Here is a 17,915-nt window from a genome sequence, read left to right on the forward strand (position 1 = left end):
CGACGCATCAAGCTGTTGGCAGGTTAACATGACAGGCATTATTATGTCAGATTAAAGAGCGGGTATGCTATACCTGCTCTTTTTTGCTTGGAAAATTTCGTAAAATTTTGGGAGGTGTCAATCATAGCAAAAGATCAAACTCAAATTAATGAGAAAATTCGTGCTAAAGAATTACGTTTAATCGGACAAGATGGTGAGCAAATTGGAGTGAAATCTAAACGTGAAGCGTTAGAAATGGCTGAACGCGTAGAATTAGATTTGGTTGTAGTAGCTCCAAATGCTAAACCGCCTGTTGCAAGAATAATGGATTATGGTAAGTATAAATTCGAGCAACAGAAGAAAGAAAAAGAAATGAAGAAAAAACAAAAAGTCATCAATGTTAAAGAAATTCGTCTAAGTCCAACTATTGAGGAACATGATTTCCAAACGAAGTTGAAAAATGGACGTAAGTTCTTAACCAAAGGTGACAAATGTAAGGTTTCAATTCGCTTCAGAGGCCGTGCAATTACACATAAAGAAATTGGTCAACGTGTTCTTGAAAAATTTGCTGACGAGTGTAAAGATATTGCCACTGTTGAACAAAAACCTAAAATGGATGGGCGTCAAATGTTTATCATGTTAGCGCCAGTCAACGAAAAATAATTTAACGATTAGTAGGAGGAAATGGATCATGCCTAAAATGAAAACTCACCGTGGAGCAGCTAAACGTGTTAAAAGAACTGGTTCAGGACAATTAAAACGTTCTAGAGCGTTTACTTCACATTTATTTGCAAATAAAAATACAAAACAAAAACGTCACTTACGTAAAGCAAGATTAGTTTCTAAAAGCGACTTAAAACGCGTAAAACAATTACTTGCATACAAAAAGTAACAACCAATAATGAACATATAGAGTGATTTACTAAGGAGGAATTTAATATGCCACGAGTTAAAGGTGGAACAGTAACAAGAGCGCGTCGTAAAAAAACGATTAAATTAGCTAAAGGTTACTTTGGTTCAAAACATACATTATATAAAGTAGCAAAACAACAAGTTATGAAATCAGGTCAATATGCATTCCGTGACCGTCGTCAACGTAAACGTGATTTCCGTAAATTATGGATCACACGTATCAATGCTGCAGCACGTCAACATGACATGAGTTATTCTCGTTTGATGAACGGCTTAAAAAAAGCTGACATCGATATTAACCGAAAAATGCTTTCTGAAATCGCAATTTCAGACGAAAAAGCTTTTGGCGAATTAGTTTCTAAAGCAAAAGAAGCTTTAAAATAATATTTCAAAAATCCGGGACATAGAGGTATCGGATTAAAACAAAAACGCTAAATTCTATCATGTTTCAATAGAATTTAGCGTTTTTGTAGTTTTTTATAACTTATAGCATGCAGTATTGATTTCAAGAGAAGGATAGAGAGAATTTTAAATCATCTTTATATTATTATTATGAGACTTATGTCCAAGACTCTACACCATTATTCACTTTTCATTACATTGTCAATCATTTTAATAGTTTGCTAAAATGTGAGATAAGAAATATTTAATAAGGAGAAAAACATGTCTAAATTTGATGAACAAATTATTGTAGTTCCTAGATCAATATTATTTGATAATAATAAAAATGCATTTAATGGTTTTTTAACCAAACATGGTAATCAGGGTGAAGAGATATTTAATAAGTTAGACGCTTATGAAGTAAAACGACGTGGTGATATGGAAGAAGATCCAAGTTATAAACAATTAATATCTTACTGCTTACTCGAAAATGAAAATGGTGAAATATTAGTTTATGAACGTTTATCAGGTGGTGGCGAGCAAAGGTTACACGGACAGAGTTCAATTGGCGTAGGTGGTCATATGAATGACGTCGTAGGCGCCGATAATGTCAATGAAGTACTTCGTGTCAATGCACAAAGAGAATTAGAGGAAGAAGTTGGTTTATCATCAGACAAATCGCAGAATATGCAATATATTGGTTTTATTAATGATGATAATAATGAAGTTGGTCGTGTACACATTGGTGTTGTCTTTAAAATTACAGTCAATTCCAATGATGTTGAGGCTAAGGAGACAGACACGTTAAGAATTAAATGGATGGAACAAGGTAAAATAGATAATTATGACGATTTTGAAACTTGGAGTGCTTTAATTCTACAAGATTTGTATTAATTGAGGTGTAAATAAGATGTCCGATGTTATACCTTTTCCTAGATCACAACTAAAGCTAACAAACGAAATTATTGATGCTCATAAAAATAAAAATCATACGTTAGTTTATGATTTATTTGAAACATACGAAGCACATTTTGAACTTGATGAAACGCTGTCTTTGATTAAATGTGAGACATTACTACAGCTAAATGCTTTTTTAGAGCTCAGAGAAGAAACGATTATTTTATTAAAGAAGGGCTTACAAAAGTATGATGAATTAATGATATATTACATTCAAAGTTTAAATGGCTTGGGACAATACTTTGAAGCAGTGGAAGTTATTGATCAAATTATTGATGAAGTAAAACTTCATGAAACAAGGATGGCACTTCATCCTATGCGTGAATTTGCTAAAGCACAATTATTAGAAGATAAACAACGTGTGACGGATATGCTTGGTCGCTTTGAATCATTATCGCGACGTGAGCAATCTCAACTGATATTACAACTTATTGATAATGGCCATTATGAATTTAAAGATTCAATTGCTAACATTATTCATTATTATCAAATACCACCACATGTGCTTAGTGTAATGATCGAGTATCTAAGATTTGCGCAATATTCAAAAGAAATTTCTATTCGAAAATATAGTCAAACATTTACAGTCCAACCTAATTTATTACTAGGTTTTGAGCATACATCTATGAAGACACAAGTGATTCCTGAAGTAATGAAAAAACTGGAAGACAATGAATTTAATCTTTTAAATGAAGCAAGACATATTATGAATAATCACACCATTTTACTTTATCCACTTGATATATATGATTTGTATAATAAGCAACAGTGGATAGATGGCTATGTTACTTATTTTAAATCTATGTTTGATTTAAGCCACAACGAAGACAATATGAGTATATTGTGTTTTATTCAGCAATTAGATAAAGATGTGTAGGCTAATCGCTTTTAAATTGAAGATGTATCAGTTAATATAAATTTGTTGTGAAACTACACAAATATGGCTAAACACCAGAATATCAATGTTTGTCTCCATAATTGTCGTATGATATAATGATGGAGTTGAAAAATTAAAAAAGTAAGCATGGAGGTATTTATACATGACAGCAACTTGGGAAAAAAAGGAAGGTAACGAAGGATTATTGACAGTTACAGTTCCTGCAGAAAAAGTAAACAAAGCGTTAGATAAAGCTTTTAAAAAAGTAGTTAAACAAATTAATGTACCTGGTTTCCGTAAAGGAAAAGTACCACGTCCAATCTTTGAACAACGTTTTGGTGTGGAAGCATTATATCAAGATGCAGTAGATATTTTATTACCAGAAGCATATGGTGAAGCCATTGAAGAAACAGGTATCAAACCAGTTGATCAACCTGAAGTAAACGTAACTCAAATTGAAAAAGGCAAAGACTTTGAATTTGAAGCAACTGTTACAGTTGAACCAGAAGTTGAATTAGGTGACTATAAAGGTTTAGAAATTGAAAAGCAAGAAACAGAATTAACAGATGAAGAATTACAAGAGTCTATTGACCATAGTTTGAGTCATTTAGCTGATATGGTAGTTAAAGAAGACGGCGTAGTTGAAAATGGCGATACTGTAAATATTGACTTCTCTGGTTCAGTAGATGGTGAAGCATTTGAAGGTGGACAAGCTGAAAAATACGATCTAGAAATCGGTTCAGGGTCATTTATTCCAGGATTTGAAGAACAATTAGAAGGCTTAAAAACTGGAGAAGAAAAAGACGTTGTTGTTACTTTCCCAGAAGAATATCATGCTGAAGAATTAGCTGGTAAAGAAGCTACATTCAAAACTAAAATCAATGAAATCAAATTTAAAGAAGTTCCAGAATTGGATGATGAAATTGCGAACGAATTAGATTCTGAGGCAAATTCAGTTGATGAGTATAAAGAAAATCTACGCAAGCGTTTAGCTGAACAAAAAGAGACTAACGCTGAAAACGTAGAAAAAGAAGAAGCAATCAACAAAGCAACAGAAAATGCTAAAATTGATATTCCTCAAGCAATGATTAATACTGAATTAGATCGTATGGTTCAAGAATTTGCACAAAGAATTCAGCAACAAGGATTAGATTTACAAACGTACTTCCAAATTTCTGGTCAAGATGAATCTCAAATGAGAGAACAGATGAAAGGCGATGCAGAACAACGTGTTAAAACAAACTTAACACTTACAGCAATTGCCGATGCTGAAAACATTGAGGTATCTGAAAAAGATATTGATAAAGAATTAGAAAAAATGAGTTCACAATTTAACCTTTCAGTTGAAGATATTAAAAATACATTAGGAAATACAGATATCATCAAAAATGACGTTCGTATTCAAAAAGTGATCGACTTATTACGCGACAACGCAAAATTAGTAGAAGCAAAATCTGAAGACAAAGAATAAACAGCGTCAATGTAACAAATCAAATTGAGATATTTATGTACTCATTATTTCTCAAATTATTATTTTAATAGATAATTGAAGGTAGCAGGTGCATCATTTATGTATCTGCTACTCTACATTTAAGCAGAAGAGTTGTAGAAGTATTAAGTTGCATTGTAAAATGCATTCTAGTATAGTCGTTAGGGAATAGAGGTGTAAAAGGAATGTTTAAATTTAATGAAGACGAAGAAAATTTAAAATGTTCTTTCTGCGGTAAGGATCAAGATCAAGTAAAGAAATTAGTAGCAGGAAGTGGCGTTTATATATGCAATGAGTGTATTGAGTTATGTTCAGAAATTGTTGAAGAAGAGTTAGCACAAACATCTTCGGAAGAATTTACTGAAGTACCTACACCTAAAGAAATCATGGCACATTTAAATGAATATGTTATCGGACAAGAAAAAGCAAAAAAATCATTAGCAGTTGCTGTGTATAATCACTATAAACGTATACAGCAATTAGGTCCAAATGAAGATGAAGTTGAGCTTCAAAAAAGTAACATCGCGTTAATTGGACCAACTGGTAGTGGTAAAACATTGCTCGCACAAACGTTAGCGAAAACATTAAATGTACCATTTGCTATTGCGGATGCAACAAGCTTAACAGAAGCTGGTTATGTGGGCGACGATGTTGAAAATATTTTATTACGCCTTATTCAAGCAGCTGATTTTGATATAGATAAAGCGGAAAAAGGTATTATATATGTCGATGAAATTGATAAGATTGCTCGCAAATCTGAAAACACATCTATCACACGTGATGTCTCAGGTGAAGGAGTACAACAGGCATTGCTAAAAATTTTAGAAGGTACGACTGCAAGTGTACCGCCACAAGGTGGAAGAAAGCATCCAAATCAAGAACTAATTCAAATTGATACGACTAACATACTATTTATTCTTGGTGGTGCTTTTGATGGTATTGAAGAAGTGATTAAACGTCGCCTTGGTGAAAAAGTAATTGGCTTTGCTAGTAATGAAGCTGATAAATATGATGAAGAAGCACTACTTGCACAAATTAGACCAGAAGATTTACAAGCATATGGCTTAATTCCTGAGTTTATTGGGCGTGTGCCAGTTGTAGCAAATTTAGAAACATTAGATGTTAAAGCATTAAAAAATATTTTAACACAACCTAAGAATGCGCTTGTAAAACAATACACTAAAATGCTTGAACTAGATAATGTCGATCTTGAGTTTACGGATGATGCATTGTCTGCAATTAGTGAAAAAGCGATAGAACGGAAAACAGGTGCACGTGGCTTGCGTTCAATTATTGAAGAAGCATTAATCAATATTATGTATGATGTGCCATCAACAGAGAATGTCTTTAAAGTTGTTATTACGTCAGATACAATAAACAATGAAATAGAACCAGAATTATATGACTCAGAAGGACAATTAATTAATAAAAATAAAACTTCAGCTTAAATTAGAAATGAAAGCGAAATGAGAATTTAATTACAATTCCATTTCGCTTTTTATATTATTTCATAATGACAATTTGAGTATGAAAATGATAAAGTAATTTAGGAAAGATTTTTAAATGATAAAGCGAGGATACAATATGAAGATAAATCCCAACAATATTGAGTTATTAATCAGTGCCGTAAAGGAAGAGCAATATCCAGATACTAATCTTTCAGAAATAGCTTTAAGTGGTCGTTCTAATGTTGGAAAATCTACGTTTATCAATAGTATGATTGGTAGAAAAAACATGGCACGCACATCTCAGCAGCCCGGGAAGACTCAAACATTAAACTTTTATAATATTGATCAACAACTCATATTTGTAGATGTACCCGGATATGGCTATGCAAAAGTGAGCAAATCTCAAAGAGAAAAGTTTGGCAAAATGATTGAAGAATATATCACAACTCGTGAAAATTTAAGGCTTGTTATTCAATTGGTTGACTTACGCCATAATCCGACACAAGATGACATATTAATGTACAATTATTTAAAGCATTTTGATATTCCAACGTTAGTTATTTGCACCAAAGAAGATAAAATTCCTAAAGGGAAAGTGCAAAAGCATTTGAAGAATATAAAAGAAAAATTAGATTTAGAAGATGAAGATAATATCATTAGTTATTCTTCAATTAAAAACAGTAGACAACAACAAATATGGAATTTACTTGAACCTTATCTATAAAGATTCACTATATGTTCATCATAAACTATGACAATTTTTTGAAACTAAATTAGAATGTTTCTAAATTATTTAAGCAAGGTACTTAAACACATTATAATATATGTTATACTATGGTTATTGTAAGTATATGGAGGGCGTTAAAATGCATTTTATTGCTATAAGTATAAATCATCGCACTGCCGATGTTGCACTTAGAGAGCAAGTTGCTTTTAGAAATGATGCCTTACGTATTGCACATTTAGATTTATTTGAAACGAAGTCTATTTTGGAAAACGTTATTCTTTCTACGTGCAATCGTACTGAAGTATACGCTATTGTTGATCAAATTCATACGGGTCGCTATTATATTCAACGATTTTTAGCACGTTCATTTGGATTTGAAGTAGATGATATTAAAGCGATGTCAGAAGTTAAAGTGGGGGACGAAGCAGTAGAACATTTATTGCGAGTCACTTCTGGCTTAGATTCAATTGTATTAGGTGAAACACAAATCTTAGGTCAAATTAGAGATGCATTTTTCTTAGCCCAAGATAATCAAACAACTGGTACAATTTTTAATCATTTATTTAAACAGGCGATTACTTTTGCTAAAAAAGCACATAATGAAACAGATATTGCAGATAATGCGGTAAGTGTTTCTTATGCTGCTGTTGAATTAGCTAAAAAGGTATTTGGTAAACTGAAAAGTAAACAAGCAATCATTATTGGTGCAGGGGAAATGAGTGAACTATCTTTACTTAATTTATTAGGTGCTGGATTAACAAATATTACAGTAGTTAATAGAACACATTCAAAAGCACAAGAATTAGCTGAAAAACACAATGTAAGTTATGCAACTTTGAACGAGCTTCCAGAATTATTAATTCAAGCTGACATGGTAATTAGTTCAACAAGTTCGCCTGATTATGTTATTACTAAACAAATGATGGAGTATGTTGTACAATATCGTTCAGTGGCTTCTTTATTGTTACTTGATATCGCAGTACCTAGAGACATAGATCCTCAAGTGTCTGTAACAGATAATATTTTTAGTTATGATGTGGATGACTTAAACGGATTAGTTGATGCTAATTTAAGAGAGCGTCAATTGGCTGCAGATATTATTGCACAGCAGATTCCTTCAGCAATTGATGCCCATAATGATTGGGTTAATATGTTAGGAGTAGTTCCGGTTATTCGAGCGCTTAGAGAAAAAGCTATGGCGATTCAGGCTGAAACGATGGAAAGCATAGATCGCAAATTGCCTGATCTAAGTGAAAGGGAACGTAAAGTTATCTCTAAACACACTAAAAGTATCATCAATCAAATGCTAAAGGATCCTATTAAACAAGCTAAAGAATTAAGTAATGATAAAAACAGTTATGAAAAATTAGAGCTATTTCAAAACATTTTTGATATAGATGAAGAAGATCCATATCAGCAAGTAAAAGAACGCAAGGCACATCAAGAAAGTGAATTAGCAGTGCGTCGTATTTTTAGTTTTGAATAAGCATATTAATATGGTGATGATATGCAAGAAACCCTGTTTATTAGATTTCACGAAGTTATTTTAATCATATATGTTTTAAGTTTATTATGTTATTTTTGGGATTTTGTTAGAAAAACACATAAAGTGAGAACTTTTGGAAATTACACACTAGGGATTGTTTGGATGTTACAAACAATCTCTTTGTCTGTATATATCACTTCGCAACATGAAGTGCCATTAGGTTCTATATTCGATGTTTTTTTCTTTTTGGCTTGGATATTAATCACAATTTCATTAATATTAAATTTAATAAAGAGTATGAGTTTCTCAGTATTTTTCTTGAATTTAATAGGATTAGTGCTGTTAACAATGAGTACATTCCAACCTGATAACTACTCAACCCACGTAGAAAAAAGCGCTGTAATTAATGAGCTTCTTTTAATCCATATTGGGCTTGCGGTACTTAGTTATGCATTTTATGCATTAGCATTTGTCAATGCACTACTTTTTATTATTCAATATCGCAACCTTAAAGAGAAAAATTTTGATCAAAAATATTTTCGCATTGGCAGTGTTGCTTCATTAGAAAATATTGTTTTTTATTCATCATTAGCCGGCTTTGTCCTAATGATAATGAGCATTATTTTAGGAGCACAATGGGGTGTATTTTCAGTTGGTAAAAGTATTTTTATAGATCCTAAAGTGATTTTATCATCAATTATTACTTCACTTTATGCTATTTATTTATTATGCCATGTTAAACGATGGCTAAGTGCGAAGCATCTCATTTATTTTAATATTATTTTGTTTTGCCTATGTATGATAAATCTTTTCTGTACAACACATTTTTCATAGGTTTATATTATGGCTTATGATGCTATTTACTTTGCAGATGTATTTTTAGGAGGATAGTCTATGCGCAAACTGGTTGTGGGATCACGAAGAAGTAAATTAGCTTTGACACAAAGCAAGCAATTTATTGATAAATTAAAAGAAATTAATCCGGATTTAGAAATAGAAATTAAAGAAATTGTGACAAAAGGTGACCAGATTTTAGATAAACAATTATCTAAAGTTGGGGGCAAAGGCTTGTTTGTTAAAGAAATCCAACACGAACTTTTTAATAAAGAAATTGACTTTGCGATACATTCTTTAAAAGATGTTCCAAGTATTCTGCCTGAAGGTTTAACTTTAGGTTGCATTCCCGATAGAGAAAATCCATTTGATGCGTACATTGCAAAAAATCATACGCCACTTGATCAGTTGCCAGATGGTAGTATTATTGGCACTAGTTCTTTACGACGCGGCGCACAAATTTTAGCAAAATATCCTAATCTTGAGATTAAATGGATAAGAGGTAACATAGATACGCGTCTCCATAAATTAGAAACTGAAAATTATGATGCTATTATTTTAGCTGCAGCAGGACTAAAGCGTATGGGTTGGTCAGATGATATTGTCACAACTTATTTAGATAAAGATGTTTTATTACCCGCAATTGGACAAGGTGCATTGGGGATAGAATGTCGTAGTGATGATGTTGAGTTGTTAGCTTTACTTAAGCAAGTGCACAATCAACAAGTAGCTGACTGTGTAACAGCAGAGAGAACATTTCTTGCAGCAATGGACGGCAGTTGTCAAGTTCCAATAGGGGGTTATGCAATGAATAAACCTAATGGAGATATTGAATTTACTGGATTGATTATGACTCCTGATGGAAAAGAACGATATGAGCATACTGAAAGCGGCAATAATCCTATAGAATTAGGTAATAAAGTTAGCGATGTTTTAATTGAACAAGGTGCTTATGAAATAATTAGAAAATTAAACGACCAACAATTGCATTAATACCATAAATATTGAGGTGTAATGAAAAATGAAGCCAGTTGTAGTAATGACGCAAACGAGTAATGTAAAAAGTGATTTGATTGAGATTGTGCATAAACCGTTTATTAAAATCCAATCGCTTGAATTTAACACTCAGCTATTGCACGATAACTATGACTGGATTATTTTTTCTTCTAAAAATGCTGTACAATTATTTTATCCTTTTTTTAATAGCGTTAATATAAAGTATGTAGCAGCGATAGGGGATAAAACAGCACAACTATGCCAAGAACTAGGTATAAAAGTTGATTTTATACCTGATGATTATTCCCAAGAAGGACTTATTTCTAAGTTGAAGTTGCAAAATCAAAAGCTTCTAATACCTAGTAGCGCACAAGCGCGACCTTATTTGCAACGGAAACTATCACAAAATAATAAGGTAGTAAAGATTGACTTGTATACACCTATTGCACATAGGGATAATATCCATGAAGTAATTAAGTTGATATCAAATAACAAAATCGATGCACTTACATTTTCAAGTTCTTCAGCTGTGCATTACTTTTTTGAAGAAGCTAACCTTCCAAACTTTTATGCTTACTACGCAATTGGCCGTCAGACTGCTAACACGATTAGATATTATGGGTACGAACCTAAGATTGCTGATAATCAAACCTTAGAATCATTGATAAATAAAATTATAGAAAGTAGGAATTACAATGAAATTTGATAGACACAGAAGATTGCGTATTTCAGAAACGATGCGCAATTTAGTAAGAGAAAATCACGTAAGAAAAGAAGACTTAATTTATCCTATATTCGTAGTTGAAAAGGACAATGTAAAAAGTGAGATTACTTCTCTACCTGGAGTATATCAAATAAGCTTAAATTTATTAGATGATGAAATTAATGAAGCATATGATTTAGGAATTAGAGCAATTATGTTCTTTGGTGTTCCGAATGCTAAAGATGAAGTTGGTTCAGGTGCTTATGATCTTAATGGTGTTGTTCAACAGGCAACTCGTAAAGCGAAATCATTGCACGAAGATTTATTAATTGTTGCAGATACTTGTTTGTGTGAATACACTGACCATGGTCATTGTGGTGTCATTGATGAACATACACATGATATTGATAATGACAAATCATTGCCATTACTTGTTAAAACAGCTGTTTCTCAAGTTGAAGCTGGTGCAGATATTATTGCACCTAGCAATATGATGGATGGGTTTGTGGCTGAAATACGCCAAGGTTTGGATGACGCAGGCTACTATAATGTACCAATTATGAGTTATGGTATTAAATATGCTTCTAGTTTCTTTGGACCATTTAGAGACGCTGCTGATTCTGCACCATCATTTGGTAATAGAAAGACTTACCAAATGGACCCAGCAAATCGTTTAGAAGCATTAAGAGAATTAGAAAGTGATTTAAAAGAAGGCGCAGATATGATGATTGTTAAACCCGCTTTAAGTTATTTGGATATTGTGCGGGACGTTAAAAATAATACGAATATCCCTGTAGTGGCATACAACGTCAGTGGTGAGTATGCAATGACAAAAGCTGCAGCAATAAATGGTTGGATTGATGAAGAACGTGTTGTAATGGAACAAATGGTATCAATGAAACGTGCCGGTGTAGATATGATTATTACTTATTTTGCAAAAGATATATGTCGTTATTTAGATAAATAGAGGGAGGTAGACTATGAGTTACGAAAAATCAATAGAAGCAATGGCTATAGCTGAAAATTTAATGCCTGGTGGTGTAAATAGTCCTGTTAGAGCTTTTAAATCAGTAGATACGCCTGCAATATTTATGGATCATGCTGAAGGATCCAAAATTTACGATATAGATGGCAATGAATATATTGATTACGTATTGAGTTGGGGGCCGCTGATCTTAGGGCATAAGAACCCACAAGTTATTGAAAAGTTGCATGAAGCTGTTGATAAAGGGACGAGTTTTGGTGCATCAACGCTAAAAGAGAATCAACTTGCTAAACTTGTTATTGAACGGGTACCATCAATTGAGAAGATACGTATGGTATCGTCAGGTACCGAGGCAACATTAGATACTTTACGATTAGCTCGTGGTTATACAGGACGCAATAAAATTGTCAAATTTGAAGGCTGTTATCACGGTCATAGTGACTCTTTACTAATTAAAGCAGGTTCAGGTGTTGCTACATTAGGATTACCTGATTCACCAGGTGTTCCAGAAGGCACAGCGAAAAATACAATTACAGTGCCGTATAATGATTTAGATGCAGTCAAATTGGCATTTGAAAACTATGGTGATGATATTGCTGGTATAATCGTTGAACCAGTAGCTGGAAATATGGGAGTCGTTCCACCAGTTGATGGCTTTTTACAAGGTTTAAGAGATATTACGACTCAATATGGAGCGTTGCTTATTTTTGATGAAGTAATGACTGGTTTTCGTGTTGGATACCATTGTGCTCAAGGTTATTTTAATGTAATTCCTGATTTAACATGTTTAGGAAAAGTCATCGGCGGCGGTTTGCCAGTAGGAGCCTTCGGTGGTAAAAAAGAAATCATGGACCATATTGCTCCTGAAGGCGATATTTATCAAGCGGGAACCTTATCAGGTAATCCGTTGGCAATGACAAGCGGCTATGAAACGCTAAGTCAGCTAACCCCAGCATCTTATGATTACTTCCAAGAATTAGGGGATTTATTAGAACAAGGATTGAAAGAGATCTTTGCTAAACATAATGTACCTATCACTGTTAACAGAGCTGGATCAATGATTGGCTATTTCTTAAACGATGGTCCTGTAACTAACTTTGAACAAGCAAATAGCAGTGATTTAGAACTCTTTAGCCAAATGTATCGTGAAATGGCAAAAGAAGGGGTATTCTTGCCGCCATCACAATTTGAAGGTACATTTTTATCTACGGCACATACTAAAGACGACATAAAAACAACAATTCAAGCATTTGATACTGCTTTAAGTCGTATTGTATAATGAATTTAATAATATGAGGTTAGGACTTTCATACTGAGGATGTCTTAACCTCTTTTTAATGAAAGAAGGGTCATGATGAGAAGAATATGGCTTAATAATTTAATTCTTTTAACAACAGCAATCATCGTGAGCTTAATATTATATTTTGCACATGTACTGTTACCATTTATGTTTGGTCCTATTATTGCTGCTATAATTGTTGTTAAATTTTTAAAATTAAATATAAAGTGGCCATTCTGGTTTAGCCAAGTCGGGCTGATTTTATTGGGTGTTCAAATAGGATCGACATTCACAACAGAAGTTATTAATGATATTAAAGATGACTGGACAACAATTATCATTGTTACTGTATTACTCATCGCATTATCTTTAATTATCGCATACTTTTTTAAAAAGATAGCACGTGTGAATACTGAAACTGCAATATTAAGTGTAATTCCTGGAGCACTTAGTCAAATGCTCATTATGGCAGAAGAGAATAAGAGGGCTAATATACTTGTTGTGAGTTTGACACAAACTTCACGTGTTATTTTCGTTGTCATTCTTGTACCGCTTATTTCTTATTTATTTAGTAGCAATCAAACAGCTACGCAAAGTATTAGTCATGCAAAGCCATTAACGCAGGTACTCCATTTTCCAGAGATTATATTGATAATCATGGCAATTGCACTTGTTTATTTTATAATGGCAAAAATCAACTTTCCTACTAAACAGTTATTAGCACCTATCATGGTATTGATTAGTTGGAATTTAATTACGCATATCACATTTACCTTAGATAATTATATTTTAGCATCAGCTCAAGTTATATACATGATAAGAATCGGATTGCAAATAGCTCAATTACTTGGTGATTTGAAAGGTCGTATTGCGATTGCAATCATTTATCAGAATGTCTTATTAATTATCAGTGCTTTTATCATGGTTTATTTCGTTCATTTATTTACCAATGATTCTATAAATGAATTATTCTTAGGTGGTGCGCCTGGAGGTATGAGTCAAATTGTTATTGTGGCTATAGCTACAGGTGCTGATGTAGCAATGATTTCAAGTTTTCATATCTTTAGAATCTTCTTTATTTTATTCATAGTTGCACCGATTATTAGTTACTTATTGAAATTGAGTTTGAAAAGATATGACAAGAAATAAGAGTGGGGCATAAATTCCAAAATAATAGCACAGAGATGTTTTGACATAAATCATCTTTGTGCTTCTTTTATTATCAATACTTCGTATGGTATATCTGAGTTTTCATAGGTTGCTATCCAGTCAGCCCAAGTTGTCTTATGAATAAAATCTATAACATTATTGTACTAGATTGTTATCGTCATTTATGAACAGGTTTATGTGGACAATCTTTTAAATGAGCATCATACATCCCTGATGCTTCAAGGAATGAAAACACAGTAACAGGTCCCAAGAATTTGAAACCATATGACTTTAAATCTTTTGAAAGCTGTGTTGCTCGTTCATCTACAGTTATTCTGTCAGACGCATGCTTATAATGTAAGTCAATGGGGTGACCGCCAACGTATGACCATAGAAACTGACTAAAACTACCAAATTCTTTTTCAATGTCTAAATATCCTTTAGCCTGTGAAATGATTGCTTCTAATTTTTTGCGATTATGAACAATATTGGGAAAGCTCATTAGCTTATCAATATCGCTTTCAGTCATTTGTGCTACTCTTTGAGGCTCAAAATTATGAAATGCTTCACTGTATGCGTCTTTCTTTTTTAAAATAGTTAACCAGGAAAGTCCGGCATGTTGAGATTCTAGTGCCAGGAGCTTGAACAAGGCTTTACTATCATATAAAGGTTTTCCCCATACGTTATCATGATAATCTAAATAAATAGGATCTTTCGTGCTAAATGCGCACTCATTCATAAATATACCTCCAAGAGATTGACTTATAGCGATTTCCATTATACTATAATTAAGAAGCAAAATATATGTTTGGGAAGAGTAAGTATGAATGGTAATTCAGAGAGCATATGGTTGGTGAGAATATGCATAGCGTTCTTACTGAAGGTAGCCCACTAGATCTTTTATTGAACAGTAATATTAAGTAGATAAAAGCGTGTTTGAGCGTTAATCATAATTAAGTGCAAGAATTAAGTTTGATTTTATAGAACTTTTTTCTTGAATTTAGGTGGTACCACGGAAATTCCGTCCTATATATATTAGGACGGTTTTTTTATTTCAAGGAGGTCATTATTGATGAAAATGGAACCTAAATATAATCCGCGAGAAGTAGAATCAGGTAGATATGATGAATGGGTCAATAGCGGATATTTTAATACATCTACGGATAAGTCAAAAAAACCATATACGATTGTTATTCCACCACCAAATGTAACTGGGAAATTACACTTGGGACATGCTTGGGATACAACCTTACAAGATATCATTACACGTATGAAACGTATGCAAGGTTATGATACGTTATATCTACCTGGCATGGATCACGCTGGTATAGCTACACAAGCTAAAGTTGAAGCGAAACTTAATGAACAAGGCATCTCTAGACATGATATTGGAAGAGAAAAATTTTTAGAACAAGCTTGGGAATGGAAAGAAGAGTATGCCTCATTTATACGACAACAATGGGCTAAATTAGGACTAGGTTTAGATTATAGTCGTGAACGTTTTACCCTAGATGAAGGATTAAGTCAAGCTGTTAAAAAAGTTTTCGTTGATTTATATAATAAAGGTATCATATATCGTGGCGAACGTATTATAAATTGGGATCCTAAAGCACGTACAGCATTATCAGATATAGAGGTCATACATGAAGATGTTCAAGGGCATTTTTATCACTTTAAATATCCTTATGCTGATGGGGATGGTTACATTGAAATTGCTACAACCCGGCCGGAAACGATGTTAGGGGATACTGCGATTGTTGTAAACCCTAATGATGAACGTTATAAAGATGTTATAGGTAAAACTGTTATCTTGCCTATTGTTGGTCGAGAATTGCCAATTTTAGCAGATGAATATGTTGATACTGAATTTGGAAGTGGTGCTATGAAAGTTACTCCGGCTCACGATCCAAATGACTTTGAAATTGGTCAACGTCATCACTTAGATAGTATTATTGTGATGGATGAAACAGGTGCCATGAATGACCAAGCAGGAAAATACCAAGGATTAGATCGTTTTGAATGTCGTAAACAACTTGTAGAAGATTTAAAAGCATTAGATTTAGTAATTAAAATTGAAGATCATATGCATTCGGTAGGTCATTCAGAACGCTCCGGTGCAATTGTTGAACCATATTTATCCACACAATGGTTTGTAAAAATGAAACCATTAGCACAGCGCGCGTTAGACAATCAAAAAACAACAGATCGCATTGATTTCTATCCACCACGATTTGAGAATACATTTAATCGATGGATGGAAGAAATTAGAGATTGGACAATTTCTAGACAATTATGGTGGGGTCATCAAATCCCAGCTTGGTATCATAAGGAAACAGGTGAAATTTATGTTGCTGAACAAGCGCCAAAAGATATAGAAAACTGGGAACAAGATGAAGACGTTCTAGATACATGGTTTTCTAGTGCCTTATGGCCTTTCTCAACATTAGGCTGGCCTAACGAAAGTGCAGATGATTTTAAACGTTATTATCCAACTAATGCATTGATTACCGGATATGACATTATTTTCTTCTGGGTGGCTCGAATGATTTTCCAAGGTTTAGAGTTTACCGAACGACGACCTTTCCAAGATGTATTATTACATGGATTGGTGCGCGCCGAAGATGGTCGTAAAATGAGTAAATCACTTGGCAATGGTGTTGACCCGATGGATGTAATCGAAGAATATGGCGCAGATAGCTTACGTTATTTCTTAGCGACGGGTTCATCTCCAGGTCATGATTTAAGATATTCTACTGAAAAAGTTGAATCTGTATGGAACTTTATCAATAAAATTTGGAATGGTGCACGGTTTAGCTTAATGAATATTGGTGAAGATTTTGCTGTAGAAGATATTGATTTATCTGGCAACTTATCACTAGCTGATAAATGGATTTTAACGCGTTTAAATGAAACGATAGAAACGGTGACTGATTTAAGTGACAAATATGAATTCGGTGAAGTAGGTCGCGTATTATATAACTTTATTTGGGATGAATTCTGTGATTGGTATATAGAAATGAGTAAGATACCAATGAATGGTGCAGACGAAGCGCAAAAACAAACAACACGTTCTGTATTAAGTTATACGCTTGATCAAATGATGCGTATGTTACATCCGTTTATGCCATTTGTGACTGAAGAAATTTGGCAAAGTTTACCTCACGAAGGTGATACCATTGTCAAAGCTGCTTGGCCAACAGTTAAAGAAGAATTCAGCTTTAAAGATAGTAAACAAACGATGCAACAATTAGTGGAAATAATCAAATCAGTTAGACAATCTCGAGTTGAAGTTAATACACCTTTATCTAAAGCCATTCCAATTTTTATTCAAGCCAAAGATGAAGACGTTAAAGCGACATTAATTGAGAATGCGGACTATATTGATAAATTCTGCCACCCGAGCGAACTAATTATTGATACTGATATCACAATTCCTGAAAAAGCAATGACATCAGTTGTTGTAGCTGGTAAAGTTGTTTTACCATTAGAAGGGCTTATCGATATGGATAAAGAAATTGCTCGGTTAACTAAAGAGTTAGAAAAGCTTCAAAGCGAACTAGACCGCGTTGATAAAAAATTAGCAAATGACAACTTCGTTAAAAAAGCACCTGAAAAAGTAATTAATGAAGAACGAGATAAAAAGGAACGTTACCAAGAAAAATATGATGGTGTTAAAGCAAGAATTGAACAATTAAAAGCATAGGAGTATTAGA

The 17,915-nt window shown here is 33.3% G+C and carries 17 protein-coding genes and 2 other annotated features (1 of these 19 running past the window's edge); of the genes, 16 read left to right on the plus strand and 1 reads right to left on the minus strand.

Annotation, left to right across the window (positions count from 1 at the left end; all coding sequences use genetic code 11):
* Window positions 1-91: a sequence feature (ribosomal protein L20 leader region), on the plus strand; it begins 35 nt to the left of the window's first position.
* 23 nt (window positions 92-114) lie between these two features.
* From infC to HMPREF2597_RS06380, 15 genes are all read left to right on the plus strand, one after another.
* Window positions 115-642, plus strand: coding sequence for a translation initiation factor IF-3 (infC, locus tag HMPREF2597_RS06310; protein ID WP_002478060.1), 528 nt, complete (start codon window positions 115-117; stop codon window positions 640-642).
* A gap of 28 nt (window positions 643-670) precedes the next feature.
* Window positions 671-871, plus strand: coding sequence for a 50S ribosomal protein L35 (rpmI, locus tag HMPREF2597_RS06315; RefSeq protein WP_002458894.1), 201 nt, complete (start codon window positions 671-673; stop codon window positions 869-871).
* A gap of 47 nt (window positions 872-918) precedes the next feature.
* Window positions 919-1,275 (plus strand): 50S ribosomal protein L20, encoded by a 357-nt coding sequence (rplT, locus tag HMPREF2597_RS06320; RefSeq protein ID WP_002458895.1) that lies wholly within the window; start codon window positions 919-921, stop codon window positions 1,273-1,275.
* A gap of 279 nt (window positions 1,276-1,554) precedes the next feature.
* The gene (locus HMPREF2597_RS06325; protein WP_002478061.1) at window positions 1,555-2,166 is read left to right on the plus strand and encodes an NUDIX domain-containing protein; all 612 of its coding nucleotides are present in this window, start codon (window positions 1,555-1,557) and stop codon (window positions 2,164-2,166) included.
* 16 nt (window positions 2,167-2,182) lie between these two features.
* Window positions 2,183-3,106, plus strand: coding sequence for a hypothetical protein (locus HMPREF2597_RS06330; protein WP_002478062.1), 924 nt, complete (start codon window positions 2,183-2,185; stop codon window positions 3,104-3,106).
* A 163-nt stretch (window positions 3,107-3,269) separates the two neighbouring features.
* Window positions 3,270-4,577, plus strand: coding sequence for a trigger factor (gene tig, locus HMPREF2597_RS06335; RefSeq protein WP_002478063.1), 1,308 nt, complete (start codon window positions 3,270-3,272; stop codon window positions 4,575-4,577).
* 203 nt (window positions 4,578-4,780) lie between these two features.
* On the plus strand, window positions 4,781-6,043 hold the full coding sequence (clpX, locus tag HMPREF2597_RS06340; RefSeq protein ID WP_002458899.1) for an ATP-dependent Clp protease ATP-binding subunit ClpX: 1,263 nt from the start codon (window positions 4,781-4,783) through the stop codon (window positions 6,041-6,043).
* 136 nt (window positions 6,044-6,179) lie between these two features.
* Entirely contained in the window at window positions 6,180-6,767 is a 588-nt protein-coding gene (yihA, locus tag HMPREF2597_RS06345) for a ribosome biogenesis GTP-binding protein YihA/YsxC (protein ID WP_002478064.1), read from the plus strand.
* A 142-nt stretch (window positions 6,768-6,909) separates the two neighbouring features.
* A complete protein-coding gene (gene hemA, locus HMPREF2597_RS06350; RefSeq protein WP_070817241.1) occupies window positions 6,910-8,256 on the plus strand; it encodes a glutamyl-tRNA reductase in 1,347 nt (448 codons plus the stop codon).
* Between the two features lie 21 nt (window positions 8,257-8,277).
* Complete coding sequence (locus tag HMPREF2597_RS06355) at window positions 8,278-9,090, plus strand: cytochrome C assembly family protein (RefSeq protein ID WP_014533292.1); 813 nt, start codon at window positions 8,278-8,280, stop codon at window positions 9,088-9,090.
* A 60-nt stretch (window positions 9,091-9,150) separates the two neighbouring features.
* On the plus strand, window positions 9,151-10,083 hold the full coding sequence (gene hemC / locus HMPREF2597_RS06360; protein ID WP_012990824.1) for a hydroxymethylbilane synthase: 933 nt from the start codon (window positions 9,151-9,153) through the stop codon (window positions 10,081-10,083).
* A 28-nt stretch (window positions 10,084-10,111) separates the two neighbouring features.
* A complete protein-coding gene (locus HMPREF2597_RS06365) occupies window positions 10,112-10,792 on the plus strand; it encodes a uroporphyrinogen-III synthase (RefSeq protein WP_002458904.1) in 681 nt (226 codons plus the stop codon).
* Window positions 10,782-11,756, plus strand: a complete 975-nt coding sequence (gene hemB, locus HMPREF2597_RS06370) for a porphobilinogen synthase (protein WP_070817242.1) — start codon at window positions 10,782-10,784, stop codon at window positions 11,754-11,756. The genes HMPREF2597_RS06365 and hemB overlap by 11 nt, the downstream gene beginning before the upstream one ends.
* A gap of 13 nt (window positions 11,757-11,769) precedes the next feature.
* Window positions 11,770-13,053: a glutamate-1-semialdehyde 2,1-aminomutase gene (hemL, locus tag HMPREF2597_RS06375; RefSeq protein WP_002458906.1), complete on the plus strand. Its 1,284-nt coding sequence runs from the start codon at window positions 11,770-11,772 to the stop codon at window positions 13,051-13,053.
* Between the two features lie 75 nt (window positions 13,054-13,128).
* Window positions 13,129-14,202 carry an AbrB family transcriptional regulator gene (locus HMPREF2597_RS06380; protein ID WP_002478069.1) on the plus strand — a complete coding sequence of 358 codons (1,074 nt, stop codon included), beginning with the start codon at window positions 13,129-13,131 and terminating at the stop codon, window positions 14,200-14,202.
* 178 nt (window positions 14,203-14,380) lie between these two features.
* Here HMPREF2597_RS06380 and HMPREF2597_RS06385 read toward each other — a convergent pair whose 3' ends face one another.
* Window positions 14,381-14,941, minus strand: a complete 561-nt coding sequence (locus HMPREF2597_RS06385) for a DNA-3-methyladenine glycosylase I (protein ID WP_002478070.1) — start codon at window positions 14,939-14,941, stop codon at window positions 14,381-14,383.
* A gap of 56 nt (window positions 14,942-14,997) precedes the next feature.
* Window positions 14,998-15,234: a binding site (T-box leader), on the plus strand.
* 40 nt (window positions 15,235-15,274) lie between these two features.
* Between HMPREF2597_RS06385 and HMPREF2597_RS06390 the strand changes: the two genes are divergently transcribed.
* Entirely contained in the window at window positions 15,275-17,905 is a 2,631-nt protein-coding gene (locus HMPREF2597_RS06390) for a valine--tRNA ligase (RefSeq protein WP_002478071.1), read from the plus strand.
* The last annotated feature ends 10 nt before the right edge of the window (window positions 17,906-17,915 follow it).

This window comes from Staphylococcus sp. HMSC063A07 (assembly GCF_001836955.1).
Lineage (GTDB): Bacteria > Bacillota > Bacilli > Staphylococcales > Staphylococcaceae > Staphylococcus > Staphylococcus lugdunensis.